Source organism: Pseudoxanthomonas sp. (assembly GCF_036845285.1).
Taxonomy (GTDB): Bacteria; Pseudomonadota; Gammaproteobacteria; order Xanthomonadales; family Xanthomonadaceae; genus Pseudoxanthomonas_A.
The window spans coordinates 78,853-91,714 of record NZ_DAIUEE010000001.1 but is presented as its reverse complement, the minus strand read 5'-3'; the positions used below and the strand labels follow the sequence as shown (position 1 = coordinate 91,714).

The 12,862-nt window shown below is 68.3% G+C and carries 17 protein-coding genes; 7 read left to right on the top strand and 10 right to left on the bottom strand.

Annotated elements, in window-relative coordinates; genetic code table 11:
* Nucleotides 1–25: 25 nt before the first annotated feature.
* The gene (locus V7060_RS00430; RefSeq protein ID WP_334177304.1) at nt 26–622 is read right to left on the bottom strand and encodes an HAD-IB family hydrolase; all 597 of its coding nucleotides are present in this window, start codon (nt 620–622) and stop codon (nt 26–28) included.
* The gene (soxR, locus tag V7060_RS00425) at nt 619–1,080 is read right to left on the bottom strand and encodes a redox-sensitive transcriptional activator SoxR (protein ID WP_334177303.1); all 462 of its coding nucleotides are present in this window, start codon (nt 1,078–1,080) and stop codon (nt 619–621) included. The genes V7060_RS00430 and soxR overlap by 4 nt, the downstream gene beginning before the upstream one ends.
* 66 nt (nt 1,081–1,146) lie before the next feature.
* Between soxR and V7060_RS00420 the strand changes: the two genes are divergently transcribed.
* A complete protein-coding gene (locus V7060_RS00420; protein WP_334177302.1) occupies nt 1,147–1,719 on the top strand; it encodes an NAD(P)H-dependent oxidoreductase in 573 nt (190 codons plus the stop codon).
* Between the two features lie 52 nt (nt 1,720–1,771).
* The gene (locus V7060_RS00415; RefSeq protein ID WP_334177301.1) at nt 1,772–3,619 is read left to right on the top strand and encodes an ABC transporter ATP-binding protein; all 1,848 of its coding nucleotides are present in this window, start codon (nt 1,772–1,774) and stop codon (nt 3,617–3,619) included.
* Between the two features lie 362 nt (nt 3,620–3,981).
* Here V7060_RS00415 and V7060_RS00410 read toward each other — a convergent pair whose 3' ends face one another.
* From V7060_RS00410 to V7060_RS00390, 5 genes are all read right to left on the bottom strand, one after another.
* The gene (locus V7060_RS00410; RefSeq protein WP_334177300.1) at nt 3,982–4,176 is read right to left on the bottom strand and encodes a CPXCG motif-containing cysteine-rich protein; all 195 of its coding nucleotides are present in this window, start codon (nt 4,174–4,176) and stop codon (nt 3,982–3,984) included.
* The gene (locus V7060_RS00405) at nt 4,176–4,463 is read right to left on the bottom strand and encodes a DUF3247 family protein (RefSeq protein ID WP_334177299.1); all 288 of its coding nucleotides are present in this window, start codon (nt 4,461–4,463) and stop codon (nt 4,176–4,178) included. Before V7060_RS00405 ends, V7060_RS00410 begins: the two co-directional genes overlap by 1 nt.
* Before the next feature lie 64 nt (nt 4,464–4,527).
* Nucleotides 4,528–5,205 carry a type 1 glutamine amidotransferase domain-containing protein gene (locus V7060_RS00400; RefSeq protein WP_334177298.1) on the bottom strand — a complete coding sequence of 226 codons (678 nt, stop codon included), beginning with the start codon at nt 5,203–5,205 and terminating at the stop codon, nt 4,528–4,530.
* Between the two features lie 57 nt (nt 5,206–5,262).
* Nucleotides 5,263–6,171 carry a phosphogluconate dehydrogenase (NAD(+)-dependent, decarboxylating) gene (gnd, locus tag V7060_RS00395; protein WP_334177297.1) on the bottom strand — a complete coding sequence of 303 codons (909 nt, stop codon included), beginning with the start codon at nt 6,169–6,171 and terminating at the stop codon, nt 5,263–5,265.
* Between the two features lie 100 nt (nt 6,172–6,271).
* Nucleotides 6,272–6,970 (bottom strand): alpha/beta hydrolase, encoded by a 699-nt coding sequence (locus V7060_RS00390; protein WP_334177296.1) that lies wholly within the window; start codon nt 6,968–6,970, stop codon nt 6,272–6,274.
* A 118-nt stretch (nt 6,971–7,088) separates the two neighbouring features.
* Between V7060_RS00390 and V7060_RS00385 the strand changes: the two genes are divergently transcribed.
* Together V7060_RS00385 and V7060_RS00380 are read left to right on the top strand one after the other, a co-directional pair.
* Nucleotides 7,089–7,979 carry a TIGR01777 family oxidoreductase gene (locus V7060_RS00385; protein WP_334177295.1) on the top strand — a complete coding sequence of 297 codons (891 nt, stop codon included), beginning with the start codon at nt 7,089–7,091 and terminating at the stop codon, nt 7,977–7,979.
* A gap of 94 nt (nt 7,980–8,073) precedes the next feature.
* The gene (locus V7060_RS00380) at nt 8,074–8,541 is read left to right on the top strand and encodes a GNAT family N-acetyltransferase (RefSeq protein ID WP_334177294.1); all 468 of its coding nucleotides are present in this window, start codon (nt 8,074–8,076) and stop codon (nt 8,539–8,541) included.
* 37 nt (nt 8,542–8,578) lie between these two features.
* On the opposite strand, the gene V7060_RS00375 is transcribed toward V7060_RS00380, so the two are convergent.
* Both V7060_RS00375 and V7060_RS00370 read right to left on the bottom strand, forming a co-directional pair.
* Nucleotides 8,579–9,478 carry an alpha/beta hydrolase gene (locus V7060_RS00375; RefSeq protein ID WP_334177293.1) on the bottom strand — a complete coding sequence of 300 codons (900 nt, stop codon included), beginning with the start codon at nt 9,476–9,478 and terminating at the stop codon, nt 8,579–8,581.
* Between the two features lie 35 nt (nt 9,479–9,513).
* Entirely contained in the window at nt 9,514–9,906 is a 393-nt protein-coding gene (locus V7060_RS00370) for a low affinity iron permease family protein (protein WP_334177292.1), read from the bottom strand.
* A 145-nt stretch (nt 9,907–10,051) separates the two neighbouring features.
* Between V7060_RS00370 and V7060_RS00365 the strand changes: the two genes are divergently transcribed.
* The 3 genes from V7060_RS00365 to V7060_RS00355 all read left to right on the top strand — a co-directional run bounded on the left by V7060_RS00365 (nt 10,052) and on the right by V7060_RS00355 (nt 12,310).
* Nucleotides 10,052–10,423 (top strand): MmcQ/YjbR family DNA-binding protein, encoded by a 372-nt coding sequence (locus V7060_RS00365; protein ID WP_334177291.1) that lies wholly within the window; start codon nt 10,052–10,054, stop codon nt 10,421–10,423.
* A gap of 116 nt (nt 10,424–10,539) precedes the next feature.
* Nucleotides 10,540–10,953, top strand: coding sequence for a VOC family protein (locus V7060_RS00360; RefSeq protein ID WP_334177290.1), 414 nt, complete (start codon nt 10,540–10,542; stop codon nt 10,951–10,953).
* 91 nt (nt 10,954–11,044) lie between these two features.
* On the top strand, nt 11,045–12,310 hold the full coding sequence (locus V7060_RS00355; RefSeq protein ID WP_334177289.1) for an RNA polymerase sigma factor: 1,266 nt from the start codon (nt 11,045–11,047) through the stop codon (nt 12,308–12,310).
* Between the two features lie 16 nt (nt 12,311–12,326).
* Here V7060_RS00355 and V7060_RS00350 read toward each other — a convergent pair whose 3' ends face one another.
* The gene (locus tag V7060_RS00350) at nt 12,327–12,845 is read right to left on the bottom strand and encodes a DUF1993 domain-containing protein (protein ID WP_334177288.1); all 519 of its coding nucleotides are present in this window, start codon (nt 12,843–12,845) and stop codon (nt 12,327–12,329) included.
* Nucleotides 12,846–12,862 lie beyond the last annotated feature (17 nt).

Genomic DNA, 12,862 nt, shown 5'->3' with positions numbered 1-12,862 from the left:
CTCCCACACCGACTATCTCGTTGCACTAGGCCACCGCCCGTCCACGATACGTCCGGTGATGCGCCATCGCCAGCATGGCGTCGTCCTCGCGCGTATCGCCGTAGGCGTGGATCGCGGCATAGGCCTGCGGATCGCACAGCGCGCGGATGCGGCGCACCTTTTCCTCGCCGACGCACTGCGCGCCTGCGTAGCCGGTGATGCGTCCGTTGCGTTCGGCCAGTACCGAACATGCAAGTTCGACGCCCTGGGCCGAACACCATGGCGTCAGGTACACGTCCAGCCCACCCGATACGACGACGATGCGATCCCCTCGCTCGCGATGCCAGGCCAACCGCGCCATCGCATCTGGCCGCAGGACGCCAGGCAGCATGTCGCGTGCGAAGGCTTCACCCTGCGAACGCAACCGCGCCGCATCCACGTCACGCAGGCCCACCTGCACGATGCAGGCGCGCGTCGGGTTGCCCGCGATCCAGCCCCGCCGGTAACCGAACACCACCGGCACCAGCAGCGCTCCGCCCACCAGCAACCGTGGCCGCGCCACCGCATAGCGCATGAAATCCGGAAACGTCTCGCGCGTGGTCAGCGTGCCGTCGAAGTCGAACAGGGCGAGATCCACCGTCATGCCTCCTCGAGCAGCCTCGCACCGGGCCCGTCTTCGCCCAGCTCGTCCCATGGATTGCGCAGCGGGCAGGCTTTCAGCGACAGGCAACCGCAGCCGATGCAGCCGTCGAGCTGGTCGCGCAGGCGGGAGAGGCTGGCGATGCGCGCATCGAGCGCTTCGCGCCAGCGGGCGGACAGCTTCTTCCAGTCGGCCGCCGTCGGTGTCCGGTTCTCGGGCAATGACGAAAGCGCCGCCTGGATCTCCGCCAGCGGAATGCCGGTGCGCTGCGCGACCTTGATCACCGCCACGCGCCGCAGCACCTCGCGTGGATAGCGGCGCTGGTTGCCATGATTGCGCCAGCTGTGGATCAGGCCCTTGGCTTCGTAGAAATGCAGCGTGGACACGGCCACGCCGGCGCGCGCTGCCACCTGGCCGACGGTGAGTTCCGTTTCGATGGGGGGATGCTGTTTTCCCGGCATGGCGCATTGACCTCAAGAATGGTTGAGGTTCTACCCTGCCCTCCCCCTTCCTGCAAGCCGTTCCCGATGTCCGATCCCCTGCACCTGGCGCTGCTGTACGGCAGCACGCGCGAAGGCCGCTTCTGCGGCACCGTCGCGGACTGGCTGCGTGCGCAGCTCGCGTTACGGCGCGACTACACCGTCGATGTCGTCGACCCCCTCCTGCTCGATCTGCCGCATCGCCACGGCGGCGCACCGAGCGCGGACCTGGTGAATCTGCAGCAACGCATCTGGCGCGCCGACGCATTCGTGGTGGTGGTGCCGGAGTACAATCACGGCTACCCCGCCGCGCTCAAGCACATGATCGACCTGGTGGCCTCGCACTGGCAGGCGAAACCGGTCGGCTTCGTCGCGTATGGCGGGCTCAGTGGTGGCGCGCGCGCCGTCGAGCAGTTGCGGCAGGTCTTCAGCGGGCTGCATGCCACGCCGGTGCGCGACGGGGTGTACTTCACGCAGGCCTGGGACCGATTCGACGGTACCGGCCTGCCCCGCGATCCGGACGCCAGTGCACGGGCCGCACGCCGCATGCTGGACCAGCTCGCCTGGTACGGCCATGCGCTCCGCCAGGCGCGCGCGGCCTGGCCCTATCCCGCCGGCTGAGCCGGTACGTTTTCCCCGGCGCGCCAGGTGCGCGCCCACGATGGACCGACCGATGTTCCGATTCTTCGAAACCCGCATCAACCCGTATCCGAAGGGCGAGCCGACCACGCCGCCGCGGACGCTGCTGCGGTTCCTGCTGCACTACTCGCGCCCGTTGCTGCCCTGGCTGGTGGTGATGTCGGTGCTGACCGGCGTGATCTCCGCGCTGGAGATCACCTTCTTCGACTACATGGGCCAGCTGGTCGACTGGATGGGCAGCACCGGCCGCGACAGCTTCATGCAGGTGCATGGCGACAAGCTGCTGTGGATGGGCCTGCTGGTGGTGGTCGCGTATCCGCTGCTGGTGCTGGTGCAGTCGCTGGTCATCCACCAGACCATCTTCGGCAACTACCCGATGATCGCCCGCTGGCTGTCGCACCGTTACCTGCTGCGGCAAAGCGTGGGCTTCTTCCAGGACGAATTCGCCGGCCGCATTTCGCAGAAGGTCATGCAGACCGCGCTGTCGATCCGCGAGACGGTGATGAAGCTGATGGACGTGTTCGTCTACGTCGTCGTCTACTTCGTCGGCACCGTAGTGCTGGTGGCGCAGGCCGACATCTGGCTGGTGCTGCCACTGGTGATCTGGCTGGTCAGCTACCTGTTGCTGGTGTTCCACTTCGTGCCGCGCCTGCAGAAGGTATCGATGGCGCAGTCGGACGCGCGCGCGCAGATGACCGGCCGCATCGTCGACAGCTACACCAACATCCAGACCATCAAGCTGTTCGCCCACACCATGCGCGAGCAGGATTACGCGCGCAACGCCATGGACGAGTTCATGGTGACCGTGCACGCGCAGATGCGGCTGGTCACCCAGCTGACCGTCGCCCTGCACACGCTCAACGCCTTCCTGCTGGCCAGCGTGGCCGGCGTGGCGATCTGGGCGTGGCTGCAATCGTCGATCTCGATGGGCGCGATCGCCGTCGCGATCGCACTGGTGATGCGCATCCGCTCGATGTCGGACTGGATCCTGTGGGAAGTGGCCGGCCTGTTCGAGAACATCGGCACCGTCGAGGACGGCATGGGTACGCTGGCGCAGCCGCTGGCCATCGCCGATGCGAAGGAGGCGAAGGACCTGGAGGTCACCCGGGGCGAGATCCGCTTCGACCACGTCATGTTCCACTACGGTCGCGAGGCCAAGGTGATCGATGACCTGTCGCTGGTCATCAAGCCGGGCGAGAAGGTCGGCATCGTCGGTCGCTCCGGCGCGGGCAAGTCGACGCTGGTCAACCTGCTGCTGCGCTTCTACGACGTGGAAGGCGGCCGCATCCTGATCGACGGCCAGGAAGTCTCGCAGGTCACCCAGGAATCGCTGCGCCGGAACATCGGCATGGTCACCCAGGACACCTCGCTGCTGCACCGGTCGATCCGCGACAACATCCGCTATGGTCGGCCCGATGCCACCGAAGCGGAGCTGCTGGAAGCCTCTCGACGCGCGCATGCGGACGACTTCATCCAGGGCCTGACCGACGCCAAGGGCCGCAGCGGCTACGACACCCAGGTGGGCGAGCGCGGCGTCAAGCTGTCCGGCGGGCAGCGGCAGCGCGTGGCCATCGCCCGCGTGCTGCTGAAGGACGCGCCGATCCTGGTGCTGGACGAAGCGACGTCGGCGCTGGATTCGGAGGTCGAGGCCGCCATCCAGGAACAGCTGTACACGCTGATGGAAGGCAAGACGGTCATCGCGATCGCGCACCGCCTGTCCACCATCGCCGTGCTCGACCGCCTGATCGTGATGGATGGCGGCCGGGTGATCGAAAGCGGCAGCCACGAGGAGCTGCTGCAACAGGATGGCCTGTACGCCGCGCTGTGGCGTCGGCAGTCCGGCGGCTTCATCGGCGTGGACCTGGAGGACGCCGAGGCGTGATGTTCCCTTCTTCCCGCGCGACGGGAAGGAGCCAACAGCCCCTCTCCCCGTGCAACGGGGAGAGGGTGCCGAAGGCGGGCGAGGGGCGACGAAGCCGGCGCACACGACGTCGACGAAGTGTCGCCGACGCCACCCATGCAAAGCCACGCGATGAAGTCGTCATCACGCTCGCCCCTCATCCGGCCTCCGGCCACCTTCTCCCCGCCACGCTGGGAGAAGGGAACAAAAAAGCCGCCGGTTTCCCGGCGGCTTTCTGCTGGTCGAACAAATCCCAGGACAACCAGCCGTGTGCCGCGATACGACCGTTACGGTCCAACGGCCGGCACGGACACTACGCCAGACGCGGCCTGCGCATGCGTATGTCAGGCTTCGTCCTGGCCCCACGCGACCACGTCGAGCGTGCCGTCATCGTCCACGCGCACGCGCACTTCGATCGGCTTGCAGCAGACATGGCAGTCTTCGACGTACTGCTGGTCGCCCGCCGAATCGTCCACGACCAGCGTGATGGTTTCACCGCAGTAGGGGCAGGCGATGTCCGCGGACGGCAGGTGCGCCATCAGGCCGAACCCAGCACCGTCACCGATGCGATGCGGTCCAGCCACAGGTAATGCACGACGTTCGGGCGGGTGGTGTCGTCGATCCGCACCACGGCATTGAATCCCTCGTTGCCCGCCGCATCGCGGAACACCTGCACGCTGGGCCGCACCGGTACCGTCCCGGTGATGCTGCCGCCATCGACAAGACGCACCTCCACGCGCGCCTCGTCGGGCAGTTGCAGGACCAGTGCCTCCATGCGGGCGATGTCGGCCTGCTGCGTATACAGATGCCCAGGTGCCTGCGTCATGGTCCACTCCCCGCGCGATTCGAGGCCCACCCTAGCCGCGCGGCGGTAATTCCCCGTGAATGCATCAGCGCAGCAACCGCAGCACGTCCTCGGCGGCGGCCGCGGACGACGCGGGATTCTGTCCCGTCACCAGCCGGCCGTCGGCCACCACGTACGACTGCCATGCCACGCCGCGCTCGTAACGCGCGCCATGCTTCTTCAGCTCGTCTTCCAGCGAGAACGGCACCACGTCGGCCAGGCCGACCGCCGTTTCCTCCTCGTTGGAAAAGCCGGTCACGCGCTTATCCTTCACCAGCGGTTCGCCGAGCGCGCCGCGCGCATGGCGGAACACCGCCGGTCCGTGGCAGACGGCCGCCACCGGCTTGCCGGCGGAGAAGGCCTGCTCGACCAGGCGGATCGAATCGGCATCCTCGGCCAGGTCCCACATCGGGCCATGGCCGCCGGGATAGAAGACCGCGTCGAAGTCGCCCTCCACCACGTCCTTCAGCCGGTGCGTCGCGGCGAGGGCGGACAGGGCATCGGCATCCTCGTTGAAACGCACCGTGGCCGCGGTCTGCGCATCGGGCGCATCGCTCTTCGGGTCCAGCGGCGGCGACCCGCCTTTCGGCGAGGCCAGCACGAGGTCCGCGCCCGCATCCTTGAACACGTAGTACGGCGCCGCCAGTTCCTCCAGCCAGAACCCGGTCTTGTGCCCGGTGTCGCCGAGGCGGTCGTGCGAGGTCAGCACCATCAGGATCTTCATCGGCGGCTCCTCCAGGGGAGCCGCCACTCTAGCGGCGCGGGCGATAAGACCGGGTGATCAGTCCTGCTTCTTGACCGCGTGGCCGCCGAATTCATTGCGCATGGCCGACAGCAGCTTGTCGGCGTAGGAATCGTGCTCGCGCGAGCGCAGGCGTTCCAGCAGCGACATGGTGATCACCGGTGCGGATACGTCCAGGTCGATCGCCTCGGCCACGGTCCAGCGCCCTTCGCCCGAATCGGATACGAATGGCGCGATGCCGGCCATCTGCGGGTTCTTCTTCAGCGCATCGGCGGTCAGGTCCAGCAACCACGACCGCACCACGCTGCCGTGCCGCCAGATCTCCGCCAGTGCGCCGAGATCGAAGTCCATCGCCGTCTTCTTCTGCAGGATCGCGAAGCCTTCGGCGTAGGCCTGCATCATTCCGTATTCGATGCCGTTGTGGATCATCTTGGCGAAGTGGCCCGCGCCGCTCGGACCCACGCGGCCCCAGCCGGTGTCGATCGACGGCGCCAGCGTGGCGAACACCGGCCGCAGCGTGTCCACCGCATCCGCATCGCCGCCGATCATCAGGCTGTAGCCCTCATCCAGGCCCCACACGCCGCCGCTGGTGCCGCAGTCCACGTAGCGGATGCCGGCGTCGGCCAGCTCGCCGGCGCGCCGCTGGCTGTCCTTGTAGTTGGAGTTGCCGCCATCGATGACGATGTCGCCGGCGGCGAGCAGCGGACGCAGCTGCGCCAGCGTGTCGTCGACCACCTGCCCGGCCGGCACCATCAGCCACACCACGCGCGGCACCGGCAGCGCCGAGACGGCGTTCTGCAGGCTGGCGTGCGGCACGATACCGCGCGCTTCGGCCTGGTGGCGCGCCGCCTCGCCCGGATCGTAGCCGCGCACCGCGTGGCCGCCGCGCACCAGGCGTTCGGCCATGTTGGCGCCCATGCGCCCGAGTCCGATCATCGCCAGTTCCATGTGTACTCCTGTGGGTTCAACGAAAATGAAAAGGATGCGTGGCTGCGATTGTCCGCGGTTGCGCGCGCATCCGCATGCAGGTGCGGGCGCGGCCGGCCCTTCATGCCACCGCCAGCCAGTCGTGCAGCACGGCGGCGGTTTCCTGCGGCACTTCCATCGGCGGCAGGTGGCCGCAGCGCGCGAATACGTGCAACCGCGCACCGGGGATGCGCGCGTGCATCAGCTGCGTTTCCTCCGGCAGCGTCATGCGGTCGTCTTCGCCCACGCCGAGCAGGGTCGGCACGGTGATGGCCGGCAGCAGCGGTTCCGAATCCGGGCGATCGATGATCGCGCGCTGCTGCCGCAGGAACGCGGCAAGGCCGACGCGTTGCGCCATCGCCATCACGTCCGCGCCGACCGCTTCGTCCACGCGGCTTTCGTGCACCAACTGCGGCAACAGCTTGCGGGTGACACCGGCGAAACGGCCGGCCTCCGCCATCGCCAGGCCGGCCCGTCGCACGGCCAGCCGCTTGGGCGGATCGAGCCGCGCACTGGTATCCAGCAACGCCAGCTTCGCCACGCGCTGCGGCGCCTGGCGCAGGATTTCGAACGCCACGTAGCCACCCATCGACAGCGCCGCCAGCGCGAACACCGGTGGCGCCGCAGCCAGCACGCGCGCGGCCATGCCGGCGACGCTGTCGTCGCGGGTCAGGTCGGCGTGGTGGACATCCGTTACCTCGGCGAGCGCGGCGGCGGGATCGCGCCACAGGCGTTCGTCGCACAGCAGGCCGGGCAACAGCAGGAGGGGAAGCGACGACATGGCGCCAGTGTAGTGGCCACAACGGCGGCTGACCGCCGATCTGCTCCGACGGTCCGTTCCACGCCCGCAACACGCATGCGCCCCTAAGCTGCGATTCCGCCACCGCCAACCCCCGCGCATGCATGTCCTGCTCACCGGCGGCACCGGCTTCATCGGTCGTGCCCTCTGCCTCCACCTGCTGCACCACGGGCACGCGCTGAGCGTGCTGAGCCGCGATCCTGCGCGCGCACGCACGCAAGTGCCCGCTGGTGTGCGCGTGCTGGCGTCGCTCGACGAAGCGCGCGACGTGGAGGCGGTGGTGAATCTGGCCGGCGAACCCCTGATGGCCGGGCGCTGGAACGCGGTGCGCAAGGACGGGTTCCGACGCTCCCGGCTGGATACCACGCAGGCGTTGATCGCCTGGATGGCGCGGCAGTCGGTGCGCCCGCGCGTGCTGGTCTCGGGGTCGGCGATCGGCTACTACGGCCCGCGCGATGATGAAGCGCTGGACGAGTCCGCCGCGCCCGGCGACGACTTCGCCGCCCGGTTGTGCCGCGACTGGGAAACCGAGGCGATGCAGGCCGAAGGCCTGGACGTCCGCACCTGCCGGTTGCGCACCGGCATCGTGCTGGCGGCGGATGGCGGTGCGCTCGCGAAGATGCTGCCGCCGTTCCGGCTGGGTGCGGGCGGCCCGATGGGTGACGGCCGCCAGTGGATGAGCTGGATCCATCGCGACGACCTGGTGCGGATGATCGCGTGGCTGCTCGACCACGATCACGCCGGCGGCGCCTACAACGGCACCGCGCCGGTGCCCGTAACCAACCGGGACTTCGCCCGCACGCTGGGGAAGGCGCTGCACCGGCCGGCAGTGCTCCCGACCCCGGCCTTCGCGCTGAAGGCGGGATTGGGCGAAATGGCGCAGGTGCTGCTGACCGGCCAGCGCGTGCTGCCGGCGCATGCGCTGGCGGAAGGGTTCACGTTCGGATGCCCGACACTGGAAAGCGCGCTGCAAGACCTGCTGCATCGCTGACGACGCAATGTCGCGGGGCCACGCGCGGTGACGGGCGCACCCTTCGACGGCACGGCCAGCGTATGCTCGGCGCCGGTCCCGCTGCCGGTCGATCATGGTTTCCCTCCGCCCCTATCGCCCCGATGATGCCGCTGCGCTGAGCGACCTCTACGCCCGTTCGGTCCGCCACTACGGCCCACGCGCGTATACCCCGGCGCAGATCGCCGCGTGGGCGGCGACAGCGCGTGTGGAGCGCACCGCCGCCCGCTGCAGCGACGGACGCCATGTACGGGTAGCCCAGGACGACGCCGGGCGGGTGCTGGGCTTCGGCGATCTGGAAGCCGACGGCCACCTCGACTACCTGTACGTCGCCCCCGAAGCCGAAGGCCTGCGCATCGGCTCACTGCTGTACGCCGCCCTCGAAGCGCACGCGCACCAGCAAGGGATCGCGCGCCTCCATGTCGAAGCGAGCGAACTCGCCCGCCCCCTGTTCGAACGCCGCGGCTTCACCCTGATCGCCCGCAACGACCTCGTCCTCGCGGGCGTGGCCATCCACAACTACCGGATGGAAAAGAGGCTCTGACGGCGTGGCGTCAGCACACCGGCTGAGACGGAAACGCTCAGTCCAACTGGCCGCTGGCAACACCCTGACCCGCACCTCGCAGGAAATCGGCAAGAAAATCGTGCCCTTCCGCATTCAGGCCGTGGTCTGCACCCGGATACACGACCAGGCCGATGTTCTTCTTGCCGGCAACCTGCGCAGCACGAAGCACCTCATGCGCAGAAGCGACAGGGACACTTCGGTCACGCTCGCCGAACCCGATCAATACCGGGATGTCGAGCGCCAGATAGTCGGCAAGCGGCGCGTGATCGAAAGTATCAAACCAGTAGCGGTAGGGATGCCCGAGCCAGATCCTGTCCGTGCTGCCAGGATGTCGCGCGATGTCCTTCCACGCCGCTTCCACAGCCTCGGCACCCATCAGCGAGGACAGGTTCTCGCGCATGCTCCATCCCCCGTCACCCACGACCACCAGGTGCGTGACGTCGGACCGTGAACGCGCAATGCGCGCCGCCAGTGCGCCACCCTCGGACCCTCCCACGAGCACGATCTTTTTCCAGCGCCCGGGATGCTCCTCCAACGTCCGCGAGATGAATTCCATGTAGTCCGCCATCCATTGCCGTGGGGTGTTTTGCGCATTGAATGCGGGCGAGCACGCTGTGCCACCCCCATCTCCGACCGTGCCCTCGGCCACATGGCGCTTGTTGAGCGCGACATAGCGCGCGTTGATGCCCATGCCCGCGGCCAGTCGGGGGAGCCAATGCCGCCCCAGGTCGGTGCAGCCGGAACCGCCGTAGGTGAACACCAGCGTATCCACCATCGCCGCCTCGCCCACCACGACGTCGTGCACGCCGGCCAATCCCCCATCCAGGAAACTAAACACGCCTGCCTGCGGACCTGATTGCGCCTTTGCCACACAAGGCAGCAGAACTGTCGCGAACAATGCCAAAGCCAATCTCATTCCCGCCTCCGTCATCCATGAGTCCTGTCGGCGGATCATCGCATTCTTCGCGTTTCCCTTGCCTCCCGCGCCTGCCGCGCCATGTCCTCGTAACGCGCACGCAGGACGTCGAGTTCCTTCTCTTCCAGTTCCTCCAGGTCCAGCAGCGCGTCGTCGGCGCTGCGCGAGGCACGGATCAGTTCGTCCAGCTTGATCTGCATGGCCTCGGTGTCGCGGTTCTGGGTGTTCTGGATCAGGAACACCATCAGGAACGTCACGATGGTGGTACCGGTATTGATGATGAGCTGCCAGGTATCGCTGAAGTCGAACAGCGGACCGCTGATCGCCCAGACCAGCAGGACCGCAAGCGCGAGCATGAAGCACGCGGGACGGCCGGTGAACGTGGACGCGGCTTTCGCCACGCGCGTGAACCGGGAATGGGACGGCATAAGGGCGCTCCTGTGCGTGGCGATGGCAGGCACGGTAAGCCAGCGAGCGGAGGGACGCGTGAACAGGGCGGCATGCGGACAGACGCTGCCCTCGGCCTCGCGTCCGTGCGCCCCCGCGGTCGGGCGGCGGCGCTAGCATCCGCGCATGGATATCGCCGCCCTCAAACGCCATCTCCGTTCGCTGCCCGGCGCGGAGGAGCAGTTGCATGCCGCACCCGCCAACATCCTGGTGTATGCCGTGGGCGGCAGGCGCTTCGCCCACTTCAAGACCAGTGAACCGGAGCGCTGGCGCTTCAGCATCAAGGTGTCCCCGGACCGCTTCCTCGAGCTGACCGACCAGCCCGGCATCAAGCCGGCGCGCTGGCTGGGACACCAACGCTGGGTCACGGTGGTGGACGTATCGGCGATGCCGGCGGACTACCTGATGGCCCTGGTGGCGTGGTCGTACCGGTATGCGTGGGAGCGCGCGCCCAAGCGGCGGCGGCCCGCGCTGTCCGGCCGCGATGACGCCTGCTGATGCCCGGCGGACGCGATGAAATTTCTCCGGACCTGCCTGTCGATTCCGGCACCGCCGCTTCGTCGCAACAAAGCACACGGCCCGGACAGGCCGCCCATCACCCAGGAGAGTCCACCATGAACGTCAATCCCTACCTCATCCTCAACGGCGACTGCGAGGCCGCCTTCACCTTCTATGCCCAGGTCACCGGCGGCGAACTGGGACCGATGATGCGCTTCGACGGCGCCGAGGGCTGCGAGGATTTCCCGCCCGAGCACAAGCAGAAGATCATGCATACGAACATCAGCTTCGGGCAGACCGTGCTGATGGGGTCGGACAACCATCCGGCGTATCCCCATGAAGGCGTGAAGGGCTGCTCGGTGTCGCTGTCGGTGGACAGCATCGCCGAAGCGGAGCGCATCTTCGGTGCGCTGTCGGCCGGTGGCCAGGTGACCATGCCGCTGGGGCAGACCTTCTGGGCGGTGCGCTTCGGCATGCTGGTCGACAGGTTCGGCGTGCCGTGGATGATCAACTGCGAGAAGGATGCGTGATGCCCGCACGGGGGTGTCGTGCGCCTCGTGATGCGCGGGCTCGCTGCGCTGCGGCTTTCACCGGCCGCGGCACCATGGTGTGATGCGCGGCATGTCGGAGTCCTCCACCCATCGCGCGATCGATGCCGTCTGGCGCATCGAATCGGCGCGCGTGATCGCCGGCCTGGCACGGATGCTGCGCGACCTGGACCTGGCCGAAGAGCTGGCGCAGGACGCCCTGGTCGCCGCCCTGGAGACCTGGCCCCGTGACGGTGTGCCGGACAACCCGGGGGCGTGGCTGATGACCACCGCCAAGCGCCGCGCGATCGACCGCTTGCGCCGGATGCAGCTGCTGGACCGTAAGCACGAGGAACTGGCGCGCGAACTGGACGATGCTCACGAGGAGCGGCGCGCGCGCGACGAGGACGCGCTGGACCACGACATCGACGACGACCTGCTGCGGCTGGTGTTCGTGTCGTGCCATCCGGTGCTGTCGATGGACGCGCGCGTCGCGTTGACGCTGCGCCTGTTGTGCGGCCTGACGACGGACGAGATCGCCCGCGCATTCCTGACCTCCGAGCCGACGGTGGCGCAGCGCATCGTGCGCGCCAAGCGCACGCTGGCCGAAGCGGGCGTGGCGTTCGACGTGCCGCGCGGCGCCGCACTGCAGGAGCGCCTGGCCTCCGTGCTGGGCGTGGTCTACCTGGTCTTCAACGAAGGCTATGCCGCGACCAGCGGCGAACACTGGGCGCGTCCGGCCCTGTGCGAGGAAGCACTGCGGCTCGGTCGCATGCTGGCGGCACTGGCACCGCGCGAACCGGAGGTGCATGGACTGGTCGCGCTGATGGAAATCCAGGCGTCGCGACTGCCGGCCCGCATCGGCCGGGACGGCGCGCCGGTGCTGTTGCTGGAACAGGATCGCGGGCGCTGGGACCCTCTGCTGATCCGCCGCGGACTGGCGGCGCTCGAACGTGCGGAACAACTGGGCGGCGCATTCGGGCCTTACGCCCTGCAGGCGGCGATCGCGGCCTGCCATGCGCGCGCGGTCACGGCCGATGCCACCGACTGGACGCGGATCGCGACGCTGTACGCCGCGCTGGCGCAGGTAGCGCCGTCACCGGTGGTCGAACTCAACCGTGCCGTCGCGGTCTCGATGGCCTCCGGTCCCGCCAGCGCGCTGCCATTGGTGGACCGCCTACGCGACGAGCCGGCGATGAAGCACTACCACCTGCTACCCAGCGTGCGCGGCGACCTGCTGTTCAAGCTGGACCGCCGCGACGAAGCCCGCGCGGAGTTCGAGCGTGCGGCGACGCTGACCCGCAACGCGCGCGAGCAGGCGCTGCTGCTGGCACGCGCACGCGACTGCGCGCCGCAATGACGCGGCGCGCATCCGTTCACGCCGCAGGGCCTAGATAGTCCTGCTTGCCGAGCGGCACGCCGTTGTGGCGCAGGATCGCGTGCGCCGTGGTGACGTGGAAGAAGAGGTTCGGCAAGGCGAAACCGAGCAGGTAACCGCGGCCATCGAACGCCAGGTCGCCACGCGTGCGCGTGGACAGGGTGACCGCACGCGATTCGCTCCCCTGCAGCGCCGCTTCGTCGAACGTCCGCAGGTAGTCCGACACCGCCTGCAGCCTCGCGTACAGCTCGGCGAAACTGGTTTCCACGTCCTCGAAACGCGGCGACTCCACGCCGGCCAGGCGCGCGGCGCCGAACTTGGCGGTATCGGTGGCGATCTGCACCTGCCGCACCAGCGGCAGCATGTCCGGGTACAGCCGCGACTGCAGCAGTACGGTGGGTTCGTAGCCCTGCGCCTGCGCATGCGCTTCGCCCTTCTCCAGCGCATGGCGGAGATTGCGCAGCGCGCGCAGGAACACGGGGACGGATGCTTCGTACATCGACAGGGCAGCGGACATGGACAGGACTCGACCGG

Excerpts from the sequence above, each read along its gene's own strand:
- V7060_RS00430 (WP_334177304.1), bottom strand. The coding sequence starts at position 622 with ATGACGGTGGATCTCGCCCTGTTCGACTTCGACGGCACGCTGACCACG.
- soxR (WP_334177303.1), bottom strand. The coding sequence starts at position 1,080 with ATGCCGGGAAAACAGCATCCCCCCATCGAAACGGAACTCACCGTCGGC.
- V7060_RS00420 (WP_334177302.1), top strand. The coding sequence starts at position 1,147 with ATGTCCGATCCCCTGCACCTGGCGCTGCTGTACGGCAGCACGCGCGAA.
- V7060_RS00415 (WP_334177301.1), top strand. The coding sequence starts at position 1,772 with ATGTTCCGATTCTTCGAAACCCGCATCAACCCGTATCCGAAGGGCGAG.
- V7060_RS00410 (WP_334177300.1), bottom strand. The coding sequence starts at position 4,176 with ATGGCGCACCTGCCGTCCGCGGACATCGCCTGCCCCTACTGCGGTGAA.
- V7060_RS00405 (WP_334177299.1), bottom strand. The coding sequence starts at position 4,463 with ATGACGCAGGCACCTGGGCATCTGTATACGCAGCAGGCCGACATCGCC.
- V7060_RS00400 (WP_334177298.1), bottom strand. The coding sequence starts at position 5,205 with ATGAAGATCCTGATGGTGCTGACCTCGCACGACCGCCTCGGCGACACC.
- gnd (WP_334177297.1), bottom strand. The coding sequence starts at position 6,171 with ATGGAACTGGCGATGATCGGACTCGGGCGCATGGGCGCCAACATGGCC.
- V7060_RS00390 (WP_334177296.1), bottom strand. The coding sequence starts at position 6,970 with ATGTCGTCGCTTCCCCTCCTGCTGTTGCCCGGCCTGCTGTGCGACGAA.
- V7060_RS00385 (WP_334177295.1), top strand. The coding sequence starts at position 7,089 with ATGCATGTCCTGCTCACCGGCGGCACCGGCTTCATCGGTCGTGCCCTC.
- V7060_RS00380 (WP_334177294.1), top strand. The coding sequence starts at position 8,074 with ATGGTTTCCCTCCGCCCCTATCGCCCCGATGATGCCGCTGCGCTGAGC.
- V7060_RS00375 (WP_334177293.1), bottom strand. The coding sequence starts at position 9,478 with ATGAGATTGGCTTTGGCATTGTTCGCGACAGTTCTGCTGCCTTGTGTG.
- V7060_RS00370 (WP_334177292.1), bottom strand. The coding sequence starts at position 9,906 with ATGCCGTCCCATTCCCGGTTCACGCGCGTGGCGAAAGCCGCGTCCACG.
- V7060_RS00365 (WP_334177291.1), top strand. The coding sequence starts at position 10,052 with ATGGATATCGCCGCCCTCAAACGCCATCTCCGTTCGCTGCCCGGCGCG.
- V7060_RS00360 (WP_334177290.1), top strand. The coding sequence starts at position 10,540 with ATGAACGTCAATCCCTACCTCATCCTCAACGGCGACTGCGAGGCCGCC.
- V7060_RS00355 (WP_334177289.1), top strand. The coding sequence starts at position 11,045 with ATGTCGGAGTCCTCCACCCATCGCGCGATCGATGCCGTCTGGCGCATC.
- V7060_RS00350 (WP_334177288.1), bottom strand. The coding sequence starts at position 12,845 with ATGTCCGCTGCCCTGTCGATGTACGAAGCATCCGTCCCCGTGTTCCTG.